Source organism: Nonomuraea sp. NPDC049129, from assembly GCF_040648495.1.
In the GTDB taxonomy this organism is placed as follows: domain Bacteria; phylum Actinomycetota; class Actinomycetes; order Streptosporangiales; family Streptosporangiaceae; genus Nonomuraea.
Genome location: NZ_JBEZDU010000006.1, coordinates 469,452 through 488,966, shown reverse-complemented (window position 1 = coordinate 488,966; position 19,515 = coordinate 469,452). Strand labels below are relative to the sequence as shown.

The 19,515-nt window shown below is 68.7% G+C and carries 20 protein-coding genes; 11 read left to right on the top strand and 9 right to left on the bottom strand.

The annotated features are described in order from the left end of the window. The first annotated feature begins 51 nt into the window (after positions 1–51). Entirely contained in the window at positions 52–774 is a 723-nt protein-coding gene (locus tag AB0B64_RS21845; protein WP_358179291.1) for a methyltransferase domain-containing protein, read from the top strand. Between the two features lie 77 nt (positions 775–851). Here the strand turns inward: AB0B64_RS21845 and AB0B64_RS21840 are convergent, their stop codons facing one another. Genes AB0B64_RS21840 through AB0B64_RS21830 form a run of 3 tightly spaced genes read right to left on the bottom strand, consistent with a single transcriptional unit; the run spans position 852 to position 4,215 of the window. After that, a complete protein-coding gene (locus tag AB0B64_RS21840; RefSeq protein ID WP_357944158.1) occupies positions 852–1,592 on the bottom strand; it encodes a succinate dehydrogenase/fumarate reductase iron-sulfur subunit in 741 nt (246 codons plus the stop codon). Continuing rightward, positions 1,589–3,511, bottom strand: coding sequence for a fumarate reductase/succinate dehydrogenase flavoprotein subunit (locus AB0B64_RS21835; RefSeq protein ID WP_358179289.1), 1,923 nt, complete (start codon positions 3,509–3,511; stop codon positions 1,589–1,591). Before AB0B64_RS21835 ends, AB0B64_RS21840 begins: the two co-directional genes overlap by 4 nt. After that, the gene (locus AB0B64_RS21830) at positions 3,508–4,215 is read right to left on the bottom strand and encodes a succinate dehydrogenase cytochrome b subunit (RefSeq protein WP_357944154.1); all 708 of its coding nucleotides are present in this window, start codon (positions 4,213–4,215) and stop codon (positions 3,508–3,510) included. The genes AB0B64_RS21835 and AB0B64_RS21830 overlap by 4 nt, the downstream gene beginning before the upstream one ends. 176 nt (positions 4,216–4,391) lie before the next feature. Between AB0B64_RS21830 and AB0B64_RS21825 the strand changes: the two genes are divergently transcribed. From AB0B64_RS21825 to AB0B64_RS21785, 9 genes are all read left to right on the top strand, one after another. After that, positions 4,392–5,321: a LysR substrate-binding domain-containing protein gene (locus AB0B64_RS21825; RefSeq protein WP_357944152.1), complete on the top strand. Its 930-nt coding sequence runs from the start codon at positions 4,392–4,394 to the stop codon at positions 5,319–5,321. 34 nt (positions 5,322–5,355) lie between these two features. Next, positions 5,356–6,492 carry a fused response regulator/phosphatase gene (locus tag AB0B64_RS21820; RefSeq protein WP_357944150.1) on the top strand — a complete coding sequence of 379 codons (1,137 nt, stop codon included), beginning with the start codon at positions 5,356–5,358 and terminating at the stop codon, positions 6,490–6,492. Next, a complete protein-coding gene (locus AB0B64_RS21815) occupies positions 6,489–7,643 on the top strand; it encodes an ATP-binding protein (protein ID WP_358179287.1) in 1,155 nt (384 codons plus the stop codon). Before AB0B64_RS21820 ends, AB0B64_RS21815 begins: the two co-directional genes overlap by 4 nt. Continuing rightward, on the top strand, positions 7,633–8,085 hold the full coding sequence (locus AB0B64_RS21810) for a response regulator (protein ID WP_357944146.1): 453 nt from the start codon (positions 7,633–7,635) through the stop codon (positions 8,083–8,085). Before AB0B64_RS21815 ends, AB0B64_RS21810 begins: the two co-directional genes overlap by 11 nt. Positions 8,086–8,280: 195 nt before the next feature. After that, on the top strand, positions 8,281–9,066 hold the full coding sequence (locus tag AB0B64_RS21805; RefSeq protein ID WP_357944144.1) for a hypothetical protein: 786 nt from the start codon (positions 8,281–8,283) through the stop codon (positions 9,064–9,066). After that, complete coding sequence (locus tag AB0B64_RS21800) at positions 9,020–10,966, top strand: fumarate reductase/succinate dehydrogenase flavoprotein subunit (RefSeq protein ID WP_358179285.1); 1,947 nt, start codon at positions 9,020–9,022, stop codon at positions 10,964–10,966. The genes AB0B64_RS21805 and AB0B64_RS21800 overlap by 47 nt, the downstream gene beginning before the upstream one ends. Beyond that, a complete protein-coding gene (locus AB0B64_RS21795) occupies positions 10,963–11,715 on the top strand; it encodes a succinate dehydrogenase/fumarate reductase iron-sulfur subunit (RefSeq protein ID WP_225300743.1) in 753 nt (250 codons plus the stop codon). The genes AB0B64_RS21800 and AB0B64_RS21795 overlap by 4 nt, the downstream gene beginning before the upstream one ends. 120 nt (positions 11,716–11,835) lie before the next feature. Continuing rightward, entirely contained in the window at positions 11,836–12,534 is a 699-nt protein-coding gene (locus AB0B64_RS21790) for a helix-turn-helix domain-containing protein (protein ID WP_358179283.1), read from the top strand. A gap of 11 nt (positions 12,535–12,545) precedes the next feature. Further along, positions 12,546–13,364: an oxidoreductase gene (locus AB0B64_RS21785; protein ID WP_358179281.1), complete on the top strand. Its 819-nt coding sequence runs from the start codon at positions 12,546–12,548 to the stop codon at positions 13,362–13,364. Between the two features lie 7 nt (positions 13,365–13,371). Here AB0B64_RS21785 and AB0B64_RS21780 read toward each other — a convergent pair whose 3' ends face one another. Together AB0B64_RS21780 and AB0B64_RS21775 are read right to left on the bottom strand one after the other, a co-directional pair. Further along, entirely contained in the window at positions 13,372–13,743 is a 372-nt protein-coding gene (locus AB0B64_RS21780) for a hypothetical protein (protein ID WP_358179279.1), read from the bottom strand. Positions 13,744–13,981: 238 nt separating this feature from the next. Further along, entirely contained in the window at positions 13,982–14,917 is a 936-nt protein-coding gene (locus AB0B64_RS21775) for a hypothetical protein (protein WP_358179277.1), read from the bottom strand. On the opposite strand from AB0B64_RS21775, the gene AB0B64_RS21770 reads away from it, so the two are divergent. Beyond that, a complete protein-coding gene (locus AB0B64_RS21770; protein ID WP_358179275.1) occupies positions 14,907–15,239 on the top strand; it encodes a hypothetical protein in 333 nt (110 codons plus the stop codon). The two genes, AB0B64_RS21775 and AB0B64_RS21770, sit on opposite strands and share 11 nt — an antisense overlap. 184 nt (positions 15,240–15,423) lie before the next feature. On the opposite strand, the gene AB0B64_RS21765 is transcribed toward AB0B64_RS21770, so the two are convergent. The 4 genes from AB0B64_RS21765 to AB0B64_RS21750 form a co-directional block, all read right to left on the bottom strand. After that, positions 15,424–17,289: a hypothetical protein gene (locus AB0B64_RS21765; protein ID WP_358179273.1), complete on the bottom strand. Its 1,866-nt coding sequence runs from the start codon at positions 17,287–17,289 to the stop codon at positions 15,424–15,426. A 64-nt stretch (positions 17,290–17,353) separates the two neighbouring features. Further along, entirely contained in the window at positions 17,354–17,746 is a 393-nt protein-coding gene (locus AB0B64_RS21760; protein WP_358179271.1) for a (deoxy)nucleoside triphosphate pyrophosphohydrolase, read from the bottom strand. A 42-nt stretch (positions 17,747–17,788) separates the two neighbouring features. Continuing rightward, positions 17,789–18,889 (bottom strand): bifunctional lytic transglycosylase/C40 family peptidase, encoded by a 1,101-nt coding sequence (locus tag AB0B64_RS21755; RefSeq protein WP_357944127.1) that lies wholly within the window; start codon positions 18,887–18,889, stop codon positions 17,789–17,791. Next, a complete protein-coding gene (locus AB0B64_RS21750; protein ID WP_357944126.1) occupies positions 18,886–19,515 on the bottom strand; it encodes a hypothetical protein in 630 nt (209 codons plus the stop codon). Before AB0B64_RS21750 ends, AB0B64_RS21755 begins: the two co-directional genes overlap by 4 nt.

The following is a 19,515-nucleotide window of genomic DNA, read 5'->3' as shown; positions in this document are numbered from 1 at the left end:
CTTGACACGCTCTCCCCGGAAACCGCACACCGACCTGCTTGGCTCATGGTCATGACGACCATCGCGTACCTGGACCAGCTCGCCGCCAGCGCCCCCGGCCGCGCGTACAAGCGGGACCTGTTGACCCTGATGGAGATGCGGCCCGGCCAGACCGTCCTCGACATAGGCTGCGGCCCCGGCACCGACCTGGCCGGCCTCTCCGACGGCGTGACCTCTTCGGGTACGGTGATCGGCCTCGACCACGACCCGGCCATGGCGGACCAGGCCCGGCTACGGCTGGCCGACCGTACCAACGTGGAGATCCGCGTCGGCGACGCCCACGCGATGCCACTCGACGACGGCACCGTCGACCGGGCGCGTACGGACCGGGTGCTGCAGCACGTGCCGGACCCGGGGCGGGTGCTGGCGGAGTTCCACCGCGTGGCCCGGCCGGGCGCCACCATCGCCATGGCCGAACCCGACTGGCACGGCCTGCTGATCGACTCACCGGCCGGCCCGGGCCTCGTCCGATACATCACCACAGAGGTGATCAGGAACCCGGCCATCGGACGGAGCCTCGCCCGCCTGGCCGACCAGGCCGGACTGACCGTACGGACGGCAACGGTGTTCAGCCCGGTGATCCGGGACCTGGAGACGGCCGAACAGCTCTTCGGCCTGCGCCGCACCCTCTCCAGGGCTGTGCACGCGGGCTACCTGGAGGACTCCGCCGACCTCGGCTCCGGGCCCTTCCTGGTCAGTTGCCCGCTGTTCATGGTGGTGGCCGACGCACCTTGACGGCGTCAACGCCTGGCAGCCCCGCCAGCCGGCACGGGCGGGCCGTACAAAAAACAAGTAGTACGGCCCGCAGCCCCCTACTTGGCGTTCGCCTTGAGGTAGTCGCTGTTCATCTGCGCGATGGTGTCCAGCGGGATCCCCTTGGGACACACAGCGGTGCACTCACCCGTGTTCGTGCACCCCCCGAACCCCTCCGCGTCCATCTGGTCCACCATCGCCTTGGCCCGCGTCAGCCGCTCCGGCTGGCCCTGGGGAAGCAGCGAGAGGTGGGTGATCTTGGCGGCTGTGAAGAGCGAGGCCGAGCCGTTCGGGCAGGCCGCCACGCAGGCCCCGCACCCGATGCAGGTGGCGGCGTCGAAGGCCGAGTCGGCGTCCTCCTTGCGTACCGGGATGCTGTGGGCGTCGGGCGCCGAGCCCGCCGGGACCGAGACGAAGCCGCCCGCCTGGATGATGCGGTCGAACGCCGACCGGTCCACCACCAGGTCCTTCACCACCGGGAACGGCGCCGCGCGCCACGGCTCGATGGTGATGGTGGCGCCGTCCTCGAAGTGGCGCATGTGGAGCTGGCAGGTGGTGGTGGCACGCTGCTCGCCGTGCGCGACGCCGTTGATGACCATGCCGCACATGCCGCAGATGCCCTCGCGGCAGTCGTGGTCGAAGGCCACCGGGTCGTCGCCCGAGAGGATGAGGCGCTCGTTGAGTACGTCGAGCATCTCCAGGAAGGACATGTCCGGGGAGACGTCTTCGACCCGATAAGTCGTCATCTTGCCGGGAGCTGACGGGCCGCTCTGGCGCCAGACCTTCAAAGTCAAGTTCACTTGTAGCTCCGCTGGGTCATCTTGACGTACTCGTACTCGAGCGTTTCCTTGTGCAGCACCGGTCCGTCCCCGGAGAACTCCCAGGCCGACACGTGTGCGAAGTGCTCGTCGTCCCGCAGGGCCTCGCCGTCGGCGTCCTGCGACTCGGCGCGGAAGTGGCCGCCGCACGACTCGGTGCGGACCAGCGCGTCCAGGCACATGAGCTCGGCCAGGTCGAAGAAGTCCGCGACCCGCCCGGCCTTCTCCAGGACCTGGTTCAGCTCCTCGGCGGTGCCCGAGACCTTGACGTCCCGCCAGAACTCCTCGCGCAGCTCCGGGATGCGCTCCAGCGCCTTGCGCAGCGACTCCTCGGTGCGCTCCATGCCGCAGTAGTCCCACATGAGCTTGCCGAGCTCGCGGTGGAAGGAGTCGGGGGTACGCGTGCCGTTCACCGCGAGCAGCCTGTCGATCTTGGTACGTACCTTGATCTCGGCCTCGGCCACGGCATCCTCGGAGACCTCACCGAACGGCCCGGCCGCCAGATAGTCGCCGAGCGTGGTGGGCAGCACGAAGTAGCCGTCGGCCAGGCCCTGCATCAGCGCCGAGGCGCCGAGGCGGTTGGCGCCGTGGTCGGAGAAGTTGGCCTCACCGATCACGAACAGGCCGGGGATCGTGGACTGCAGGTCGTAGTCCACCCACAGGCCGCCCATGGTGTAGTGGACGGCCGGGTAGATGCGCATCGGCGCCTCGTAGGGGTTCTCGCCCGTGATGCGCTCGTACATCTCGAAGAGGTTGCCGTACTTCTTCTCCACGGCGTCCCGGCCGAGACGGTTGATCGCGTCGGCGAAGTCCAGGTAGACCCCCAGCCCGCCGGGTCCGACGCCGCGACCCTCGTCGCAGACGTTCTTGGCGGCGCGGGAGGCGATGTCCCGGGGGACGAGGTTCCCGAAAGCCGGATAGATCCGCTCCAGGTAGTAATCGCGTTCGTCCTCAGGAATGTCGCCGGGCGCCCGGGAGTCGCCGCCCACGAGCGGCACCCACACGCGGCCGTCGTTGCGCAGCGACTCCGACATCAGCGTCAGCTTCGACTGGTACTCGCCCGACACCGGGATGCAGGTCGGGTGGATCTGCGTGTAGCAGGGGTTGGCGAAGTACGCGCCGCGCTCGTGTGCCCGCCAGATCGCCGTGGTGTTGCAGCCCTTGGCGTTCGTGGACAGGAAGAACACGTTCCCGTAGCCGCCGGAGGCCAGCACGACGGCATCGGCCACGTGCCGCTCGATCTCCCCGGTGACCATGTCGCGGACGATGATCCCGCGCGCCCGGCCGTCGTCGACGATCACGTCGAGCATCTCGTGCCGGGTGAACATCTCCACCGTCCCGGCCGCGATCTGCCGCTCCAGGGCCTGGTAGGCGCCGAGCAGCAGCTGCTGGCCCGTCTGGCCGCGCGCGTAGAACGTACGCGACACCTGCGCGCCGCCGAACGAGCGGGTGTCCAGCAGCCCGCCGTACTCACGGGCGAACGGGACGCCCTGGGCGACCGCCTGGTCGATGATGTTCACGGAGACCTGGGCGAGGCGGTAGACGTTCGACTCGCGGGCCCGGAAGTCACCGCCCTTTACCGTGTCGTAGAAAAGGCGATAAATCGAGTCACCGTCGCCGCGGTAGTTCTTCGCGGCGTTGATCCCGCCCTGCGCGGCGATGGAGTGCGCGCGGCGCGGCGTGTCCTGGTAGCAGAACGACTTGACGTTGTAGCCCAGCTCCCCCAGCGTCGCGGCGGCGGAGCCGCCCGCCAGGCCGGTGCCGACCACGATCACGTTGAGCTTGCGCTTGTTGGCCGGGTTGACGAGCTTGGCGGCGAACTTCCGCTTCTCCCACCGCTCCTCGATAGGGCCGGCGGGCGCCTTGGCGTCCTTGATCTCCGGGCCTTCGGTGTACTTCACTTGATCACTCCGAACGTGACGGCGAGCGGCGGCGCGAGGAAGCCGATGACCAGGACCGCGGACACCAGCGCCGCGACCGGGCGAAGGGCCTTGAAACGGGTGGCCCAGCCAAGGGTCTGGAACATGCTCCAGATGCCGTGCCGCAGGTGCAGGCCGACCATGACGACGGCCACGACGTAGAAGAGCGTGACCCACCAGCGCGACAGATCGAACCCGGCGATCATCCGGTCGGCCGGCGCGGAGTCGTACCCCTTGGGGTTCACCACGCCGAAGCTCAGGTCGAGCAGGTGCCAGACCAGGAAGAGCAGGATCGTGACGCCGCCCCACCGCATGATGTGCGTGGTGTAGCCCTTGGCCTGCGACTTCTTGGCCACGTACTTCACCGGCCGGGCGTGGTGGGCCCGCCGCGCCAGCGAGATCGCGGCCCACATGTGCAGGACCACCGCGACGACGAGGCCGGCCTCCAGGATCGTCAGCACCGTCCGGTACGGCGCGAGCGGCTCCAGCAGTGTGCGGAGCGCCTCGGCGTACTCGTTGAAGGAGTCCTTGCCGAGGAAGATCTTGAGGTTGCCCAGCATGTGAAGGATCAAGAAGAGCACCATCGCGGCGCCCGTGACGGCCATGATGGCCTTCTTGCCGTTGGACGAGCGCAGGAATCCGCCGCGCTTTCCGCTGGGGGTCGGCTTTTTCGGCGTGGGCTTCAAGACTGGCGCGGTAGCGGCGCCTCGCTCAATCGTGGCTGTCACGTCTTCCGACGCTAGATATCCAGCCATGATCCGTCCAAGTCATGACGGGTCTGGTTTCCATAGCCTTCGGCTATGATGCTTGGTTTGTACGGCCGGCGTAAGGAAATCCCACGAGCCGGTGCGAGGAAAATCACATGCAGCTGCAACAGCTCGCCTACTTCGTCGCCGTCGCGGAGACAAGGCACTTCACCCAGGCCGCCGAACGGATGCGGGTCGCCCAGCCGTCACTCAGCAAGCAGATCAAGGCATTGGAGAGCGACCTCGGCGCCCCGCTCTTCTCCAGGGCGCGCGGCAACGTCACGCTGACCCCGGCGGGAGAGGCGCTGCTGCCGCTCGCCCGCCGCATGCTGGCCGACGCCGGCACCGCCCGCCAGGAGGTGGCCGAGCTCGCCGGACTGCGCAGGGGCCGGGTCCGGCTCGGCGCCACGCCGTCACTGTGCGCCGGACTGCTCGCCGACGCCCTGGCCCGCTTCCACCTCGCCTATCCGGGCATCGAGCTGCTGGTCGAGGAGGACGGCTCACGCGACCTGGTCAGGGCGCTGGCCCGCGGGCAGCTCGACCTGTCCCTCATCATCACGCCGCTGCAGGGCGACGACCCGTCCCTGGTGACCGAGGAGATCCTGCGCGAGAACCTGGTCGTGGTGACGCCCTCGCACAAGCCCGAACGCAAGCCGTACCTGCGTATGGAGGATCTGCGCGGCAGGGGGATGGTGATGTTCAGGCGCGGCTACGACCTGCGCGAAGCGACCCTGGCGGCCTGCCGCCAGGCCGGGTTCGAGCCCAGGTTCGCGGTGGAGGGCGGCGAGATGGACGCCGTCCTGCGGTTCGTGGAGGCGGGGCTGGGGCTGGCCGTGGTGCCGTCCATGGTGCTCGACGGACGGCCGGGGCTGACCGGCACTCCTCTGGCGCCACCGGGACTGAGCCGCACCATCGCACTGGCCCACCGCAAGGATGTGGAGCCGACGAGGGCGGCGCAGGCCTTCCGTACGACCCTGCTCTCCTTCGTCGTCGAAGCGGGTCATGAGCGCACGCTTCCGCAAGGGGTAGAGCTCATCGCAGAATAATCCCCAACAGCCCGACTTCTATGAAGAGGCGCGTGTGACGGCAACTCTCAACGAAACGCTGACGCTGCTCCTCATCGAGGACGACGCCGGTGACGCGTTCCTCGTCGAGGAGCTCCTGAAGCAGGCCGAGGCACCGCCGCACATCACCTGGGTACGCAGCCTGGCCGAGGGCAAGGCCAAGCTCGACGCCCGGATCCAGTGCGTACTCGTCGACCTCACGCTCCCCGACGCCACCGGTCTGGAGGCGCTGGAGCAGGTGCTGGGGGCGGCGCCGCACGCGGCCGTACTGGTGCTCACCGGGCTGCGCGACGCTCACGTGGGGGTCGCCGCGGTCCAGGCCGGAGCGCAGGACTACCTCGTCAAGCAGGACGTCGACGCGCGGCTGCTGGCCAGGGCCATCCGCTACGCGATGGAGCGCAAGCGGGCCGATCTGGCGCAGCTCAGGCTGGTCGCGGCCGAGCTGACGGCCAAGGAGAACGCCCGGCTGGAGAGCGGCCTGCTGCCCGTCGCCCTGCTGCGCACCGACGCGCTGGAGCACACCACCCGCTACCTGCCGGGCACCCAGGGGTCGCTGCTGGCCGGCGACTTCTTCGACACGGTGCAGACGCCCGACGGCGCGGTGCACGTCGTGGTCGGCGATGTGTGCGGGCACGGGCCCGACGAGGCCGCGCTCGGTGTGGCGCTGCGGATCGCCTGGCGCACCCTGGTGCTCGCCGGGCAGACGGGCGAGCGGCTGCTGCGTACACTCGACGCCGTCCTTTGTGCCGAGCGCCAGGCCCCGGAGATCTTCACCACCCTGTGCATGGCGACCATCACGCCCGACCTGCGCAACGCCAGGATGCGGGTGGTCGGACACCCGCCGCCCGTCCTCGTCCGTGACGGAGTCGTCGGCGTGGTCCCCGGCGCGCCCTCCGGACCGCCGCTCGGTATCTTCTCCGACGCCGAATGGACCGTCCTCGACGTGCCACTGGGCGAGGAATGGTCCATGATGCTCTACACCGACGGCCTGATCGAGGCCGCGGTGGGCGAGCAAAAGGAGCTGCTCGGCGTGGACGGCCTGGTCGACCTGGTACGCGAGCACGGCTCGATCGATCTCGACCGGCTCATCAGGCATGTGGGCACGCTCAGCGACGACCTCGCCGTGGTGCGCGTCAGCAGGAGGTCTCAGTGAGCATCCATCCGCTGCCCCCGCCGAAGCCGGCGACGGGCGTCGGCAGACTGCCGGTAGGCCGCTGGTTCCTCGCCGTCGGCGTGGTGAGCGCCGTGGTGTTCGTGCTGGGGGCCACGCTGATCATGAAGCTGGTCGCCGACATACAGGAGCGGGGTCCGCGGCCCGACGTCGCGGTCCAGCTCGACCGGCTGAACGTGGCGCTGATCGTGCTGCTGGCCGTGATGGCCGTGGTGGGGATCGGGCTGGTGTTCATCGTCCGCTACGCCGTACTGAAGCCCATCGCCCAGCTGACCGACCAGGTGCGTAAGGTCGCGGCGGGCGACTTCGACCACCGGCTGAGCGTGGCGCGGCCGGCGGAGCTGGCCGAGCTGTCGAGCCACATCGACTCCATGCGCGCGCGCATCGTGTCGGCCTGGCGGCGGGCCGAGGAGCAGTCCGACGAGTTGCGCAGGTCCAACGGGGAGCTGGAGCAGTTCGCCTACGTCGCCAGTCACGACCTGCAGGAGCCGCTGCGCAAGGTGGCCAGCTTCACGCAGATGCTGGAGCAGAGGTACGGCGACCGGCTCGACGACCGGGCCAAGGAGTACATCCGCTACGCGGTCGACGGCGCCAAGCGTATGCAACTGCTCATCAACGACCTGCTCGACTTCTCCAGGGTGGGCCGGGTCACCGGCGAGCGAGTGGTCACCGACACGGACGCGGCGCTCACCACGGCCCTGGACAACCTGTCGGCCGCGATCGAGGACACCGGGACGGTCGTCACCCGCGACGCCCTGCCCAAGGTCGTCGGCAACCGTGGCCAGCTCACCCAGCTCTTCCAGAACCTGATCGAGAACGCCGTCAAGTTCCGCTCCGACCTGCCGCCGCGGGTGCACATCGGCGTCAAGCGGGCCGGGCGGATGTGGGAGTTCAGCTGCTCGGACAACGGGATCGGGGTGGAGGCCAAGTACGCCGACCGCATCTTCCTGATCTTCCAGCGCCTGCATCCACGGGACGTCTATCCAGGGACCGGCATCGGGCTCGCGCTCTGCCGCAAGATCGTCGAGTATCACGGCGGCCAGCTCTGGCTGGATGGCGAAGACAAGGCTGCGGGGAAGGGCGCGACGTTCCGCTGGACCCTGCCCGCGGCTGGAGATGAAAATGACGACTGACTGGCGGCCGATCGAGGTGCTCCTGGTCGAGGACGACCAGGGTGACGTGCTCCTCACCAAAGAGGCGTTCGACTTCAACAAGGTCCGCAACCGCCTGCACGTGGTCAACGACGGCGAGCAGGCGATGGCCTTCCTCCGCCGGGAGGAGGGCTACCAGAACGCGCCGACGCCCGACCTCATCCTGCTCGACCTGAACCTGCCCCGGATGGGCGGCTTGGAAGTGCTCACAGAGGTGAAGGCCGACGCCGAGCTGCGCACGATCCCCGTGGTGATCCTGACGACCTCGGAGGCGGAGGAGGACATCCTGCACAGCTATCGGCTGCACGCGAATGCGTACGTCTCCAAGCCGGTAGATTTTGAGCAATTTATCCGAGTTGTCCGCCAAATAGATGATTTTTTCGTGACTGTGGTTAAGCTGCCGAGCAAAGGGCAGCCCACGTGACAGGGGTACGTGACAGGAATCACAGCGAGTCATCGAAAAAGTGAGTGACCCTCCTCACAAATCCCGAGGCGGTCGTCGTAACGTATCCCCCACCAAAGCGCTCTGCGAGCGGAGGCCACGCCCCGCCGTGCACGCGCCAAGCGAACGACCCGGATTCCCTGCGAGCAGGGTCCGCGGGAGGTGGAGAGGTCCGCGATGACCCAAACGACGCCCGATGCTCCTGTCAGAAGGCAGCGTGCGCAGATAAAGGTGCGCACGCTGCGCACCGACAGATGGTGGCTGGCCCCGCTGCTGACGTTCCTGGCACTCAGTGCCTTCCTCGTCTACGGCGTATGGGCGATCATTGACAGCAGCTACTACATCGATCCGTACATCGCCCCGTTCTCGTCGCCGTGTCTGACGACCTCGTGTGCCGAGGGCGCGCGGCTGTTCGGCTGGGCGCCGATCGGTGACTGGTACACGCTGCCGCCCGGTCTGCTGATCCTCGGCCTGCCCGGCGGGTTCCGGCTGACCTGCTACTACTACCGCAAGTCCTACTACCGGTCCTTCTGGCTGTCGCCGCCCGCGTGCGCCGTTCAGGAGCCGCACGGCAAGTACAGCGGTGAGACGCGCTTCCCGCTGATCATGCAGAACATCCACCGGTACTTCTTCTACGCGGCCATCGTCATCGGCGCGATCCTGAGCTACGACGCGATCCTGGCGGTCGTCCACAAGCCGCTGGGCCTGGGCTCGTGGATCCTGATCGCCAACGCCGTCCTGATCGTCGCCTACACGCTGTCGTGCCACTCGTGCCGGCACATCACCGCGGGCCGGCTCAACCACTTCTCCCGGCACCCGCTTCGCTACCGGGCCTGGACGTTCGTCTCCAAGCTCAACGCCAAGCACCAGCCACTCGCGTGGGCCTCGATGTTCTCCGTCATGGGCGCCGACCTCTATGTCCGCCTGGTCGCCAAGGGCATCATCGCCTTCCCGTTCGCTTAAGGATCTTTCTGTGGAAATCGAGCGTCACGAATACGACGTCGTCGTCATCGGCGCGGGCGGCGCCGGGCTGCGGGCCGCCATCGAGGCCCGCCAGCAGGGCAAGCGGACGGCGATCGTCTGCAAGTCGCTGTTCGGCAAGGCCCACACGGTCATGGCCGAGGGCGGCGCGGCCGCCGCGATGGGCAACGTCAACTCAGACGACAACTGGATGGTGCACTTCCGTGACACCATGCGGGGCGGCAAGTTCCTGAACAACTGGCGGATGGCCGAACTCCACGCCAAGGAGGCCCCCGACCGGGTCTGGGAGCTGGAGGCCTGGGGCGCGCTGTTCGACCGCACCAAGGACGGCAAGATCAGCCAGCGTAACTTCGGCGGGCACGAGTACCCCCGGCTGGCCCACGTCGGCGACCGCACCGGACTGGAGCTGATCCGCACGCTGCAGCAGCGCGTCGTCGCGCTGCAGCAGGAGGACTTCGAGACGCACGGCGATCACGAGGCCTACATCAAGGTCTTCGCCGAATGTACGGTCACCCGCCTGCTCAAGGACGGCGACCGCATCTCGGGTGGCTTCGGCTACTGGCGCGAGTCCGGAAATTTCGTGGTCTTTGATGCGCCCGCCGTCGTGCTCGCGACCGGCGGCATCGGCAAGTCCTACGTGGTCACCTCCAACTCCTGGGAGTACACCGGTGACGGCCACGCCCTGGCCCTGCTGGCCGGCGCGAAGCTGATCAACATGGAGTTCATCCAGTTCCACCCCACGGGGATGGTCTGGCCGCCGTCCGTACGCGGCATCCTCGTCACCGAGTCGGTCCGCGGCGACGGCGGGGTGCTGCGCAACTCCAACGGCGAGCGCTTCATGTTCAACTACATCCCCGAGGTGTTCAAGGACAAGTACGCCACCAGCGAGGAGGAGGGCGACCGCTGGTACACCGACCAGGCCAACAACCGCCGTCCCCCGGAGCTGCTGCCGCGTGACGAGGTGGCTCGGGCGATCAACTCCGAGGTGAAGGCGGGCCGCGGCTCTCCCCAGGGCGGCGTCTTCCTCGACGTGTCCAGCCGGCTGCCGGCCGAGGAGATCAAGCGGCGGCTGCCGTCGATGCACCACCAGTTCAAGGAGCTGGCCGACGTCGACATCACCACCGAGCCCATGCAGGTGGGTCCGACCTGCCACTACATCATGGGCGGCGTCGAGGTCGACGCCGACACCGGCGCGGCGGCGGTGCCGGGACTCTTCGCCGCGGGCGAGGTCTCGGGCGGCATGCACGGCTCCAACCGGCTGGGCGGCAACTCGCTGTCCGACCTGCTGGTCTTCGGCCGCCGAGCGGGCGCCGGAGCCGCCGCGTACATCGACGGCCTGCCCGCCAGGCCCCAGGTGTCCCAGGAACTCGTCGAGGAGGCGCACGCCGAGGCCCTGGCCCCGCTGGGCCGCTCCGGCGAGAACCCCTACGAGGTGCACCACGAGCTCCAGCGGACGATGAACGAACTCGTCGGCATCATCCGCAAGGCCGAAGAGGTCTCCGAGGCCCTGGAGGCCGTGGAGAAGCTCAAGGAGCGGGTCCAGCTGGTCGGCGCGGCCGGCTCGCGGATCTACAACCCCGGCTGGCACCTCGCGATCGACCTGCGCAACATGGTCCTCGTCTCGGAGTGCGTGGCGCGGGCCGCGCTGCTGCGCGAGGAGAGCCGCGGCGGGCACACCCGCGACGACTTCCCCGGCATGAACCCGGCGTGGCGCCGCAAGCTGCTCGTCTGCTCGACGGAGGACGGCTCGTCCATCTCGGTCGAGGAGAAGGTGCAGCCTACGATGGCCGACCACCTGATCAAGCTGTTCGACCGGGACGAGCTGGCGAAATACCTCACCGACGAAGAGATGACCGAGTTCGACGGGATCGCAAAGTCATGAGCTACAAGGCAAAGTTCAAGGTATGGCGCGGTGAGGGCGGTGAGGGCAAGCTCGAGGACTTCACCGTCGAGGTGAACGAGGGCGAGGTCGTCCTCGACATCATCCACCGCCTGCAGGCCACGCAGGCGCCGGACCTGGCGGTCCGCTGGAACTGCAAGGCCGGCAAGTGCGGCTCCTGCTCGATGGAGATCAACGGCAAGCCCCGGCTGGGCTGCATGACGCGGATGTCCACCTTCACCGAGGACGAGACGATCACCGTCACGCCGATGCGTACGTTCCCCGTCATCAAGGACCTCGTCACCGACGTCTCGTTCAACTACGAAAAAGCGCGAGAAATCCCGTCCTTCACCCCGCCGGAGGGTGTGCGGCCGGGCGAATACCGGATGAAGCAGGTCGACGTCGAGCGGTCCCAGGAGTTCCGCAAGTGCATCGAATGCTTCATGTGCAACAACATCTGCCACGTCATCCGCGACCACGAGGAGAACAAGCCCGCCTTCGCCGGGCCGCGCTTCCTCATGCGCATCGCGGAGCTCGACATGCACCCGTACGACGTGGCGGACCGGCAGGAATCAGCCCAGGAGGAGCACGGGCTGGGCTACTGCAACATCACCAAGTGCTGCACCGAGGTCTGCCCCGAGCACATCAAGATCACTGACAACGCGCTCATCCCGATGAAGGAGCGCGTGGCCGATCGCAAGTACGACCCGATCGTGTGGCTGGGCAACAAGATCTTCAAGCGCGCCAAGTAGCGTCGTACTCGTACTGAAGCAGGCCGGTGAGGGCTCCCCTCACCGGCCTTCTTCATGAGGCCGGGTGACTTTTTGACTTCTTTTGCTAAGCTGGTCAATAAGTCAGATGGAGGTCGCACGATGGCGCTGGGAAGACCGAGCGAGGCGGCCGACCGCGCCGACCGGATCCTCGACGCGGCGGCCGAGCTGACCGTGCGCCTCGGCGTTCGCAAGGTGACGATCGACGACATCGCCCAGCGGGCCGGCATCGGCAAGGGCACCGTCTACCTGCACTGGCGTACCAAACAGCAGCTCTTCGAGGCCCTGTTCGTGCGCGAGGCCATCATCTACGTCGAGACGCTGCTGGCGGAGTTGCGCCGCGATCCGGCCGTGGTGCTGCCCCACCGCATGCTCAGCACGCTGTTCCTGGTGAGCTGCCGCCGGCCGATGCTGCGGGCGCTCCTCGCCGGCGACCTGCCGCTCCTCCAGGGCAGGATGGCCGACAGCGCGACGCGCAGCCACGAACTGCTCGCCACCGCGCGCTTCCACGAGGTGATGATCCGTCACGGCCTGCTCCGCGACGACGTCGAGCACCTGATCTACGGCCTGACCGCGACGCAGGCGAGCTTCTACCTCCTGGGCACCGTGATCACGGTGCCCGACGAGCCGGACCCCGAGGCCAAGGCCAGGGTGCTCGCGCACATCGTCCGGCACGCGTACGAGCCGACCGAGCAGCCGGACGCACAGGTGATCGCGGCCGCCGCCGCGGAGATCATCGCCGCCTCGGAAGCCCTGATACCGCCCTACCGGGAGTGGCTCTACGCCGCGTACCCCAGATGAAAGGTCGTTCCATGGCAGCCAAGATCTGCCTCGTCACAGGCGCTTCGGCCGGCATCGGCCGCGCCACCGCACTCGACCTGCTGCGTGCCGGCCACACGGTGTACGGCGTGGCCCGGCGCGTCGAGCGGATGGAGGACATCCGCAAGGCCGGCGGCCACACCCTCGCGATGGACGTCACCAAGGAGGAGGACCTGCGACGCGTCGTCGACACCATCCTCGCCGAGCAGTCACGCATCGACGTGCTGGTGAACAACGCCGGCGTCGGCGTGTACGGAGCCGCCGAGGATGTGCCGCTCGACACCGCGCGCCACCAGTTCGAGGTCAACATGTTCGGGCCTGCCCGGCTGATCCAGCTGGTCCTGCCGGGGATGCGCGAGCGCCGCTCCGGCACGATCGTCAACGTCTCCTCGATCGCCGGGGTGATCTCGCTCCCACTCGGCGCCTGGTACCACGCCTCGAAGCACGCCCTGGAAGGCTATTCCGACACCCTGCGCCAGGAGGTCGGCCGCTTCGGCATCAAGGTGGTGGTCGTCCAGCCCGGCCTCATCAAGACGGAATTCGAGTCGAGCACGCCCCACGACCTGAGGGAGATCTCCGGCAAAGGCGCCTACGCCTCCGTCGCGAACGCGATGGCCGACCGCGCGGAAGCCGCTTTCGCCGGGAAGAACAAGGCCTCGGACCCCTCGGTGGTCGCCCAGGCCATTCGCACGGCCATCGACGCCAAGGCCCCCAGGCCGCGGTACGCCGTCGGCTACATGGCCAAGCTCCTGCTGAGAATCCACCGGCTGCTCTCGGACCGCGCCTTCGACAAACTCGTCACCCGTACGTGACGCCGCTTCACCAGCAGCGCATGTCCCTCAATCCGCCGTCATACATGCCGTCCAGGTGGACGATCACCTGGTTCGTGGCAGAAGTCTCGTCCGGTTGAACGCCAGGCTCGTCAAACGGTGTCCAGGCCATGATCTCGAAGTCATCGAGGTCTCCGTCGGGATCCTCGATCTTCGCCTGGCGGTAGTGGTTCAGCACCTCCTGGACGGGCCGGTCGGTGGAGACCTCGAAGCGAATGGTGTACCAGCAGTCGCCGGAGTCGCCGGTCACCTCCACTTGCGGGTCGATGTACCCGAAGTCCGCTCCGGGCGGCGACGGATACTCCTGGATGCGGTCCACCATGCGCGCCAGCCGATAGTCGTTGAGCCAAACGGGCGTCATAACGATCGCCCCGAGTAACACGAACGGCACCAACGACAAGCCCAGGCAACCGATCCGCCGAGCTACACGTGAATGCCCGGACTTTTCCGATAATGCGGGTTCAGCCGCGGCTGGGGGAGTCGACATGGATGACATACTCGCGTACCGCGCGAAAAACGGGTCATCGAGAGGGCAGGGCCGCGAGTTGCGTGCCGAATCCGACGGCCGGACGCCACAGTCGCGAGATCGTACGACCGCGTTACGGGCGACGTCCCCAGCGGCGCTTGGGCTTCTGCGGAGGCAGCGGCTGGATGGCGGTCACATCGGCGGGCGCCCCATCTGCGGGCGCCCCTTCGGCGGCCAGCCCATCGAGTGTGGGCCCTTCGAGGGTTGGCCCTCCGGGGCCAGGCCCTTCGATGCCAGGCCCTTCGGTGCCGGGTCGAGGCCGGCCGATGCTCTGCCACGGCTCGGCGTCGCCGGTCTCGGCGGCCGAGGCGGCGCCCAGCGGGCGCTCAGGCGAGTCTTCGTACGGACCGGCACCACCGGGCGGGATGTCCGCGGGCGGCTGCTCAGCCGGGACCAGAGCCTCGAACGGGGCCCGGTACGACTCCCCCTGGGGCTCGGGACGGCTGAAGGCATCGAAGTCGGACTTGGCCGGCTCCTGGCTGAACGTGTCGAACTCGTCCGGATGCAGCACCACCGGCTCGCCCGCTGCGGGCGGCTGCGCGGGGCCGTAGCCGGGCTGGCCGTACATGTTCGGGTCCTGATAGACCGCGCCGTACTGGACTTGTCCCCCTGGATAGGTCTGTACGGGGACGAAGCTGATGATCGGCGCGTACGCCGTACCGCCCGGATAACCGGGCGCCGCGAAGCCGGCAGTGGCATAGCCAGGGCCCGCCGGATAACCAGCCCCTCCGGGGGCTCCGGGGAAGCCGGGCTGACCCGGGCCGCCCGGCGGGCCCGCCTTGCGTACGGCCGCCGCGTGGGCCATCCGGCGCAGCCGCCCCTCGAAGATGAGCACCGCGAACAGCACCAGCAGCACCAGCACGAGCGCCGGGATGCTGAGCTGCTGCGTCAGCGTCCGCTGGTCGTACTCGGGGGCCGCGTTACGCAGTTCGAGCGGGACCGACTCCTCCGTCGAGCTCTCCGTCAAACTCGGCGACGGCGTCGTCGAAGGGGTCTCGATGGGCGCCACGCTGGGCAGGACGACGCCCGAGTCCGTGGGCTCGGGCGTGGACGAGGTGACGGTCGCAGTCGGCACTTCCACGCTCTGCGACGGCAACGGCTGCAGCGACGAGGGCGTGGACTTGGCCGTGCTGGGAGTCGAGCTCGGCGTCTTCGAGTGCTTCGGGGTGCTCGTCTTCGTCGTCGTCTTCGTGGGCGCGGTGACGGTCTTGGTGATCGTCGTTTCCGGGTCCGGAGTGGGGGTGTCCATCGTCGTGGTGACCGTGACGGTGGTCTCCGGCGTGGTGTCGCACACCTCGCCCGCTTCACAGGGCTCGACGGCGGGGTCGTAGGCGACCGCGGAGGCGCTCGCGCTCTGGAGGACGAAGGGAACCGCACCGGCACCTGTCAGCCCTAAAGCCAGGATCAGTGCGGACACGGCCGTCGCTCGCGTACGTGCCACCTGTGCCCTCCGCGCAGTCCCGAAACCATGGTCAAGGGAATCCTAGCCGGGTAAAAGTAACAGTAAAGACGGAATTACAACACCTTTCGTCGCAATCGCGCCCGTTGTGCCCTGGCGACCAGCCACAGCGCGCCGAGCAGCACCGCGATCCCGCTCGCGACCCATGGCAGTCCGCGTGCGCCTGCCAGGGGATTCACCCGCTCGGCCGGTTGAAAGCGGTTACCCGGAATGGCGAATGGCAGGGGCGGCCCAACTTCTTCGGCCGATGTCATGGCTCCCCACCCGGCTCCCGCACCGGCACCGAAACCCGGAGTTCCAAGTCCCGGAGCGCCGCCTGCGGGGGTGCCGCCTTGTGGGGCGCTCAGTGCTGGAGCCCCGGCTCTTGGCATGCCACCGGTGCCGACTCCTGAAGTGCCGCCGACTCCCGGAGCGCCGAGCCCCGACGTCGGCGGAGGGAGGACCTGGGGAACCTGGGGCAGGGTCAGTGCGGGCTCGCGCCGCAGCTCAGGCGCCGGGACCTGGACGGCCGTCCCGTTCGGTACGGCGCTGGACGCGTGCGCATGACCGGCTGAGACCATCCGCAGATGGGACTTCGCGGTATGCCCGTTTCTAGGGCGTACGCTTCCGGCGACCGCCGTCTTGTCCGGGCGAGCGTCCTCGGCGCCGCGTTGGACGCGCACCGCTCGGCCGCTCAGCGTGACATCGCCACGCGGGATCTCGATGAGCGTCCCCACGCTGTCATCGGCGGCCTCCCCACGCACCGCCCCCTGTCCACGCGCCCCCTTCGGCAGGGTCGCGACAGGTGCGGCCGGTCTGCCGCTCGCCCTGGCAGGGGCGCTCACTGGAGCCTTGACAGAGGTCGTGGTCGAGCCGACGACGGTCGCGAAACCGCCGCTCGTGTCACGCGCCCGAGCCGCCGCCGTGAGCACGACCTCCTTCGGCCCGCTCGGCACGGTGAGCAGCACGTCCACCGACCGATCCCCCGCCACATCACCCAGCGCACACACCCGCGCCCCAGGGACCACACCCGGAGCCACCCCGCCCGGCGCGACTCCGCCGCCTGGGTGCGTCCCGCCGGGCGCGGCCACACTCGGCGCGCTCATACCCTGCGCCCTCACACCCGACGCGCCAACGCCCCGCGCCGTTACCCCCTGCGCCATCACGCCCCGCGCTACCACACCCGGCGCCGTCACACCCGACGCGCTGGCCGCCGGAGCGGTCGGCACCAGCGCGGTCCTCAGCGTCGCGGCCAGCGTCGATGACGGCCCGGACGCCAGCACGCCTCGCGACGCCGCCAGCCCGGCGACCGATCGCCCACCCATCGAAGCCTGTCCGTCAGCCGCCTCCCCAGCGGCGAGCGCGTTCAGAGCGGCGGTCCGAGCCGCCAGAGCACCGCCCGACGCATGCACGCGGCCTACCGACTGCCCATCCGGCGAAGCCTGCCCGCTCCCAAAATCCTGCCCGCCCGGCAAAGCCTGCCCGACGGTCGGCTGCCCACCCTGAACGGCCTGCCCACCCGGAACCGCCAGCCCACTCGAGACCTGCCCGCCCGGAACCGCCTGCCCGCCCGGAACCGTTCGCCCCTCAACCGCCTGATCCCCCGGCCCGCCCACGATTCCCGGACCCGCGTCCAACAACCCACCGGCGGGCAAGCTCGGGCACGTCATCGACGTCAGCGCGTTCGCCGGGCTGGTCGCCACCGCGAGCCGGGCGTCGCTGCCCATCCCCTCCAGGCTCACCCGAAACCGCAGCGCATCCCCCGTACGTACCCATCGCCCGATCTCGCCGGCATCGCCCAGCCGCTCGAAGACCAGCGCGATCCCAGCCCCGCCAGCGGCCCTGAAGACCTCGGCCGCCACGGGCTCGCACTGGATGCCCGCCAAAACCGACGCCCCCGCGAAGGCCAGTGCCCCCGCCACGATCCAGCCATGTCTGACCACGTCGCCTCCCCTCAGGCCGCGTGACATTACGCTCAGTAATCGTTATGTCACCCAGAGGAGATGGTTAACCCTGTCGGAGCAGATCTTCCACGGCTTCCATGACCGGCAGATCCGCCCCGAGCCAAGCCACGTCGTAATACTCGCCAGGCCCGAGCCACCGCAGCGCCAGATGCTCCTTGGCCTCCGGCACGCCCGAGGCCAGGGAGGCCAGCCAGGCCCGCATGACGTACCCCTCGGACAGCGGCCAGTCGCCGCCCACCCGCGCGCCGACCGACACGGTCACGCCGAGTTCCTCGCGGCACTCCCGGATCAGCGCCTCGATCTCGCTCTCGCCGGGATCCACCTTGCCGCCCGGGAACTCCCACCCACCGGCGAGGGCGGGCGGCTCGGCCCGCTGCGCGGCGAGTACGTGCCCATCCGACGAGACGATCACCGCCGCCACCACGATCACCGTCATACCGCCACCACGACCATCATCACGCCGTCACCACGATCACTGTCATAGTGCGGCATTCTGCAGCTTCTTGAGCTGTTCGAGCACGTCGGGGTTCTGTAACGGACGGGTGAAACCCATAATATTGCCGCGCGCTTGATACGTCGTCACCTTGATCGGCCCGCACAGCGTGCAGCGGGCCTCCACCATCTTGCCCTTCGACACGATCATTCCGACGTGCCCGGGGTTGTCCGGCCCCGTGCCCGGCCCGGCGTTGAAGAACACCAGGTCGCCCGCCTGCTCGTCACCCTGCGGGATCTTCACGCCGAACGGCCACTGCCCGAACGTGGTCCGCGGGATCGACAACCCGGCCGCCCGGTAGGCGGCGTAGATGATGCCCGAGCAGTCGAAGGCGTCCGGCCCGGTCCCGCCCCACAGGTACGGCTTGCCGCGCTGGGCCAGCGCGAACTCCAGGATCTTGGCCACCACGTCACTCGGCGCGGCCTCGACCAGCGGATCGTCGCAGGCCTCGTCGGCCTGCGGCGGCACCTCGACGTCACCGGACTTGGCGTAGCCCTTGGCGATCTGCTCGACCTGGTCGACGTACCACCAGGCGCGGTTGTAGATGAACAGCGCCTGGCGTACCTTCTCCGGAGCGCCGTTGCGCTTGAGCATCTTCGCGGCGCCCAGGATCGCGTCGGCGGGATTGTAAATGTCGCCCACGCCGTCACCGTCGCCGTCGGAGGCGTACCCGTTGAACTTCGACGACATCGCGATCCGCGCCTTGCCGCCCCACGTGCCGATCAGGAACTGCATCGGCCCGGCCGCGCCCGCGTAGTTGGTGCCGCTCTTGACGCCCGCCATGTTCGAGCGGCCGTGGTCGGTCTCGCGCTTGCCGACGGCGGCCAGGATGTTCCACTGGACGCCGATCTTCGTACCGAACTTCTTGTAGAGCTCCAGATAGTCGGCCGGGATGTCGGAGGCGCCGGTGTCGGACACCTCCTGCACGGGCGTGTCGCCGTTGACGCAGTCGGTACGGGCGGTGCTTCCGCTGCCGAGAAAGGACGGGATCGAGGTCATGAGCATCGGCGACATGATGACGACGGCGAGAAGCAGCACCCCGGCGGCTCCGACCGCCAGGGCGACGCGAGCGCGGGAGGTGTTCACCCCTGGGTGTCTCCGTCCTGGCCCGCGTCGGCGGGTTGCAGGTCGAAGACCCGCCAGTCGGCGCCCATCTGACTCACTGTGACCGCGTAGTCGTCCACGACCTGCTTGTTGCCGCTCTTGGCGGTGATCTGCTGCGTGCCGGTCACCACGAAGATGACGGACGACTTCTCGACCTGCCTGATCTCCTTCATCTTGGCCGTCCCCGCCGCCACGAGCTCGTCGGCGCGGTCGCGCTCGACGGTGCCGGGCGAGGTGCGCGTCCTGGCGAGCACGTTGCCGAACTCGGCCGTGGTGAACACCTTGACCCGGTCCACATAGGCCGAGGGCTCCTCGTCGTAGCGGAACGTTCCGTACGCGGCGGTGAACCGCTCGGCCAGGTCGGACGCCGCGGCGAGCTGCTCCTTGGTCATCGGCAGGTAGGAGTAGATGTCGAACGGCTTGCCGCTGGCGGTCGCCAGCGGCTTGCTCGGCGCGGCCGGTGAGACGGTCGTGGTGTGGCCGGCGGGCGCCTTCCCTGCGTCCGGTTCGCCGGAGTCCGGCCACATCGTCAGGTAGATGCCGACGGCGGCGATGACCACCACGATGGCGGCGAAGGCGACGCCCCGCCTGTCACCCGGCTGCGCCAT

Coding starts and splice junctions, on each gene's coding strand:
- AB0B64_RS21845 (WP_358179291.1), top strand. CDS start 52: ATGACGACCATCGCGTACCTGGACCAGCTCGCCGCCAGCGCCCCCGGC.
- AB0B64_RS21825 (WP_357944152.1), top strand. CDS start 4,392: ATGCAGCTGCAACAGCTCGCCTACTTCGTCGCCGTCGCGGAGACAAGG.
- AB0B64_RS21810 (WP_357944146.1), top strand. CDS start 7,633: ATGACGACTGACTGGCGGCCGATCGAGGTGCTCCTGGTCGAGGACGAC.
- AB0B64_RS21805 (WP_357944144.1), top strand. CDS start 8,281: ATGACCCAAACGACGCCCGATGCTCCTGTCAGAAGGCAGCGTGCGCAG.
- AB0B64_RS21800 (WP_358179285.1), top strand. CDS start 9,020: ATGTCCGCCTGGTCGCCAAGGGCATCATCGCCTTCCCGTTCGCTTAAG.
- AB0B64_RS21795 (WP_225300743.1), top strand. CDS start 10,963: ATGAGCTACAAGGCAAAGTTCAAGGTATGGCGCGGTGAGGGCGGTGAG.
- AB0B64_RS21790 (WP_358179283.1), top strand. CDS start 11,836: ATGGCGCTGGGAAGACCGAGCGAGGCGGCCGACCGCGCCGACCGGATC.
- AB0B64_RS21785 (WP_358179281.1), top strand. CDS start 12,546: ATGGCAGCCAAGATCTGCCTCGTCACAGGCGCTTCGGCCGGCATCGGC.
- AB0B64_RS21780 (WP_358179279.1), bottom strand. CDS start 13,743: ATGACGCCCGTTTGGCTCAACGACTATCGGCTGGCGCGCATGGTGGAC.
- AB0B64_RS21770 (WP_358179275.1), top strand. CDS start 14,907: ATGGGCGCCACGCTGGGCAGGACGACGCCCGAGTCCGTGGGCTCGGGC.
- AB0B64_RS21760 (WP_358179271.1), bottom strand. CDS start 17,746: ATGACGGTGATCGTGGTGGCGGCGGTGATCGTCTCGTCGGATGGGCAC.
- AB0B64_RS21750 (WP_357944126.1), bottom strand. CDS start 19,515: ATGGCGCAGCCGGGTGACAGGCGGGGCGTCGCCTTCGCCGCCATCGTG.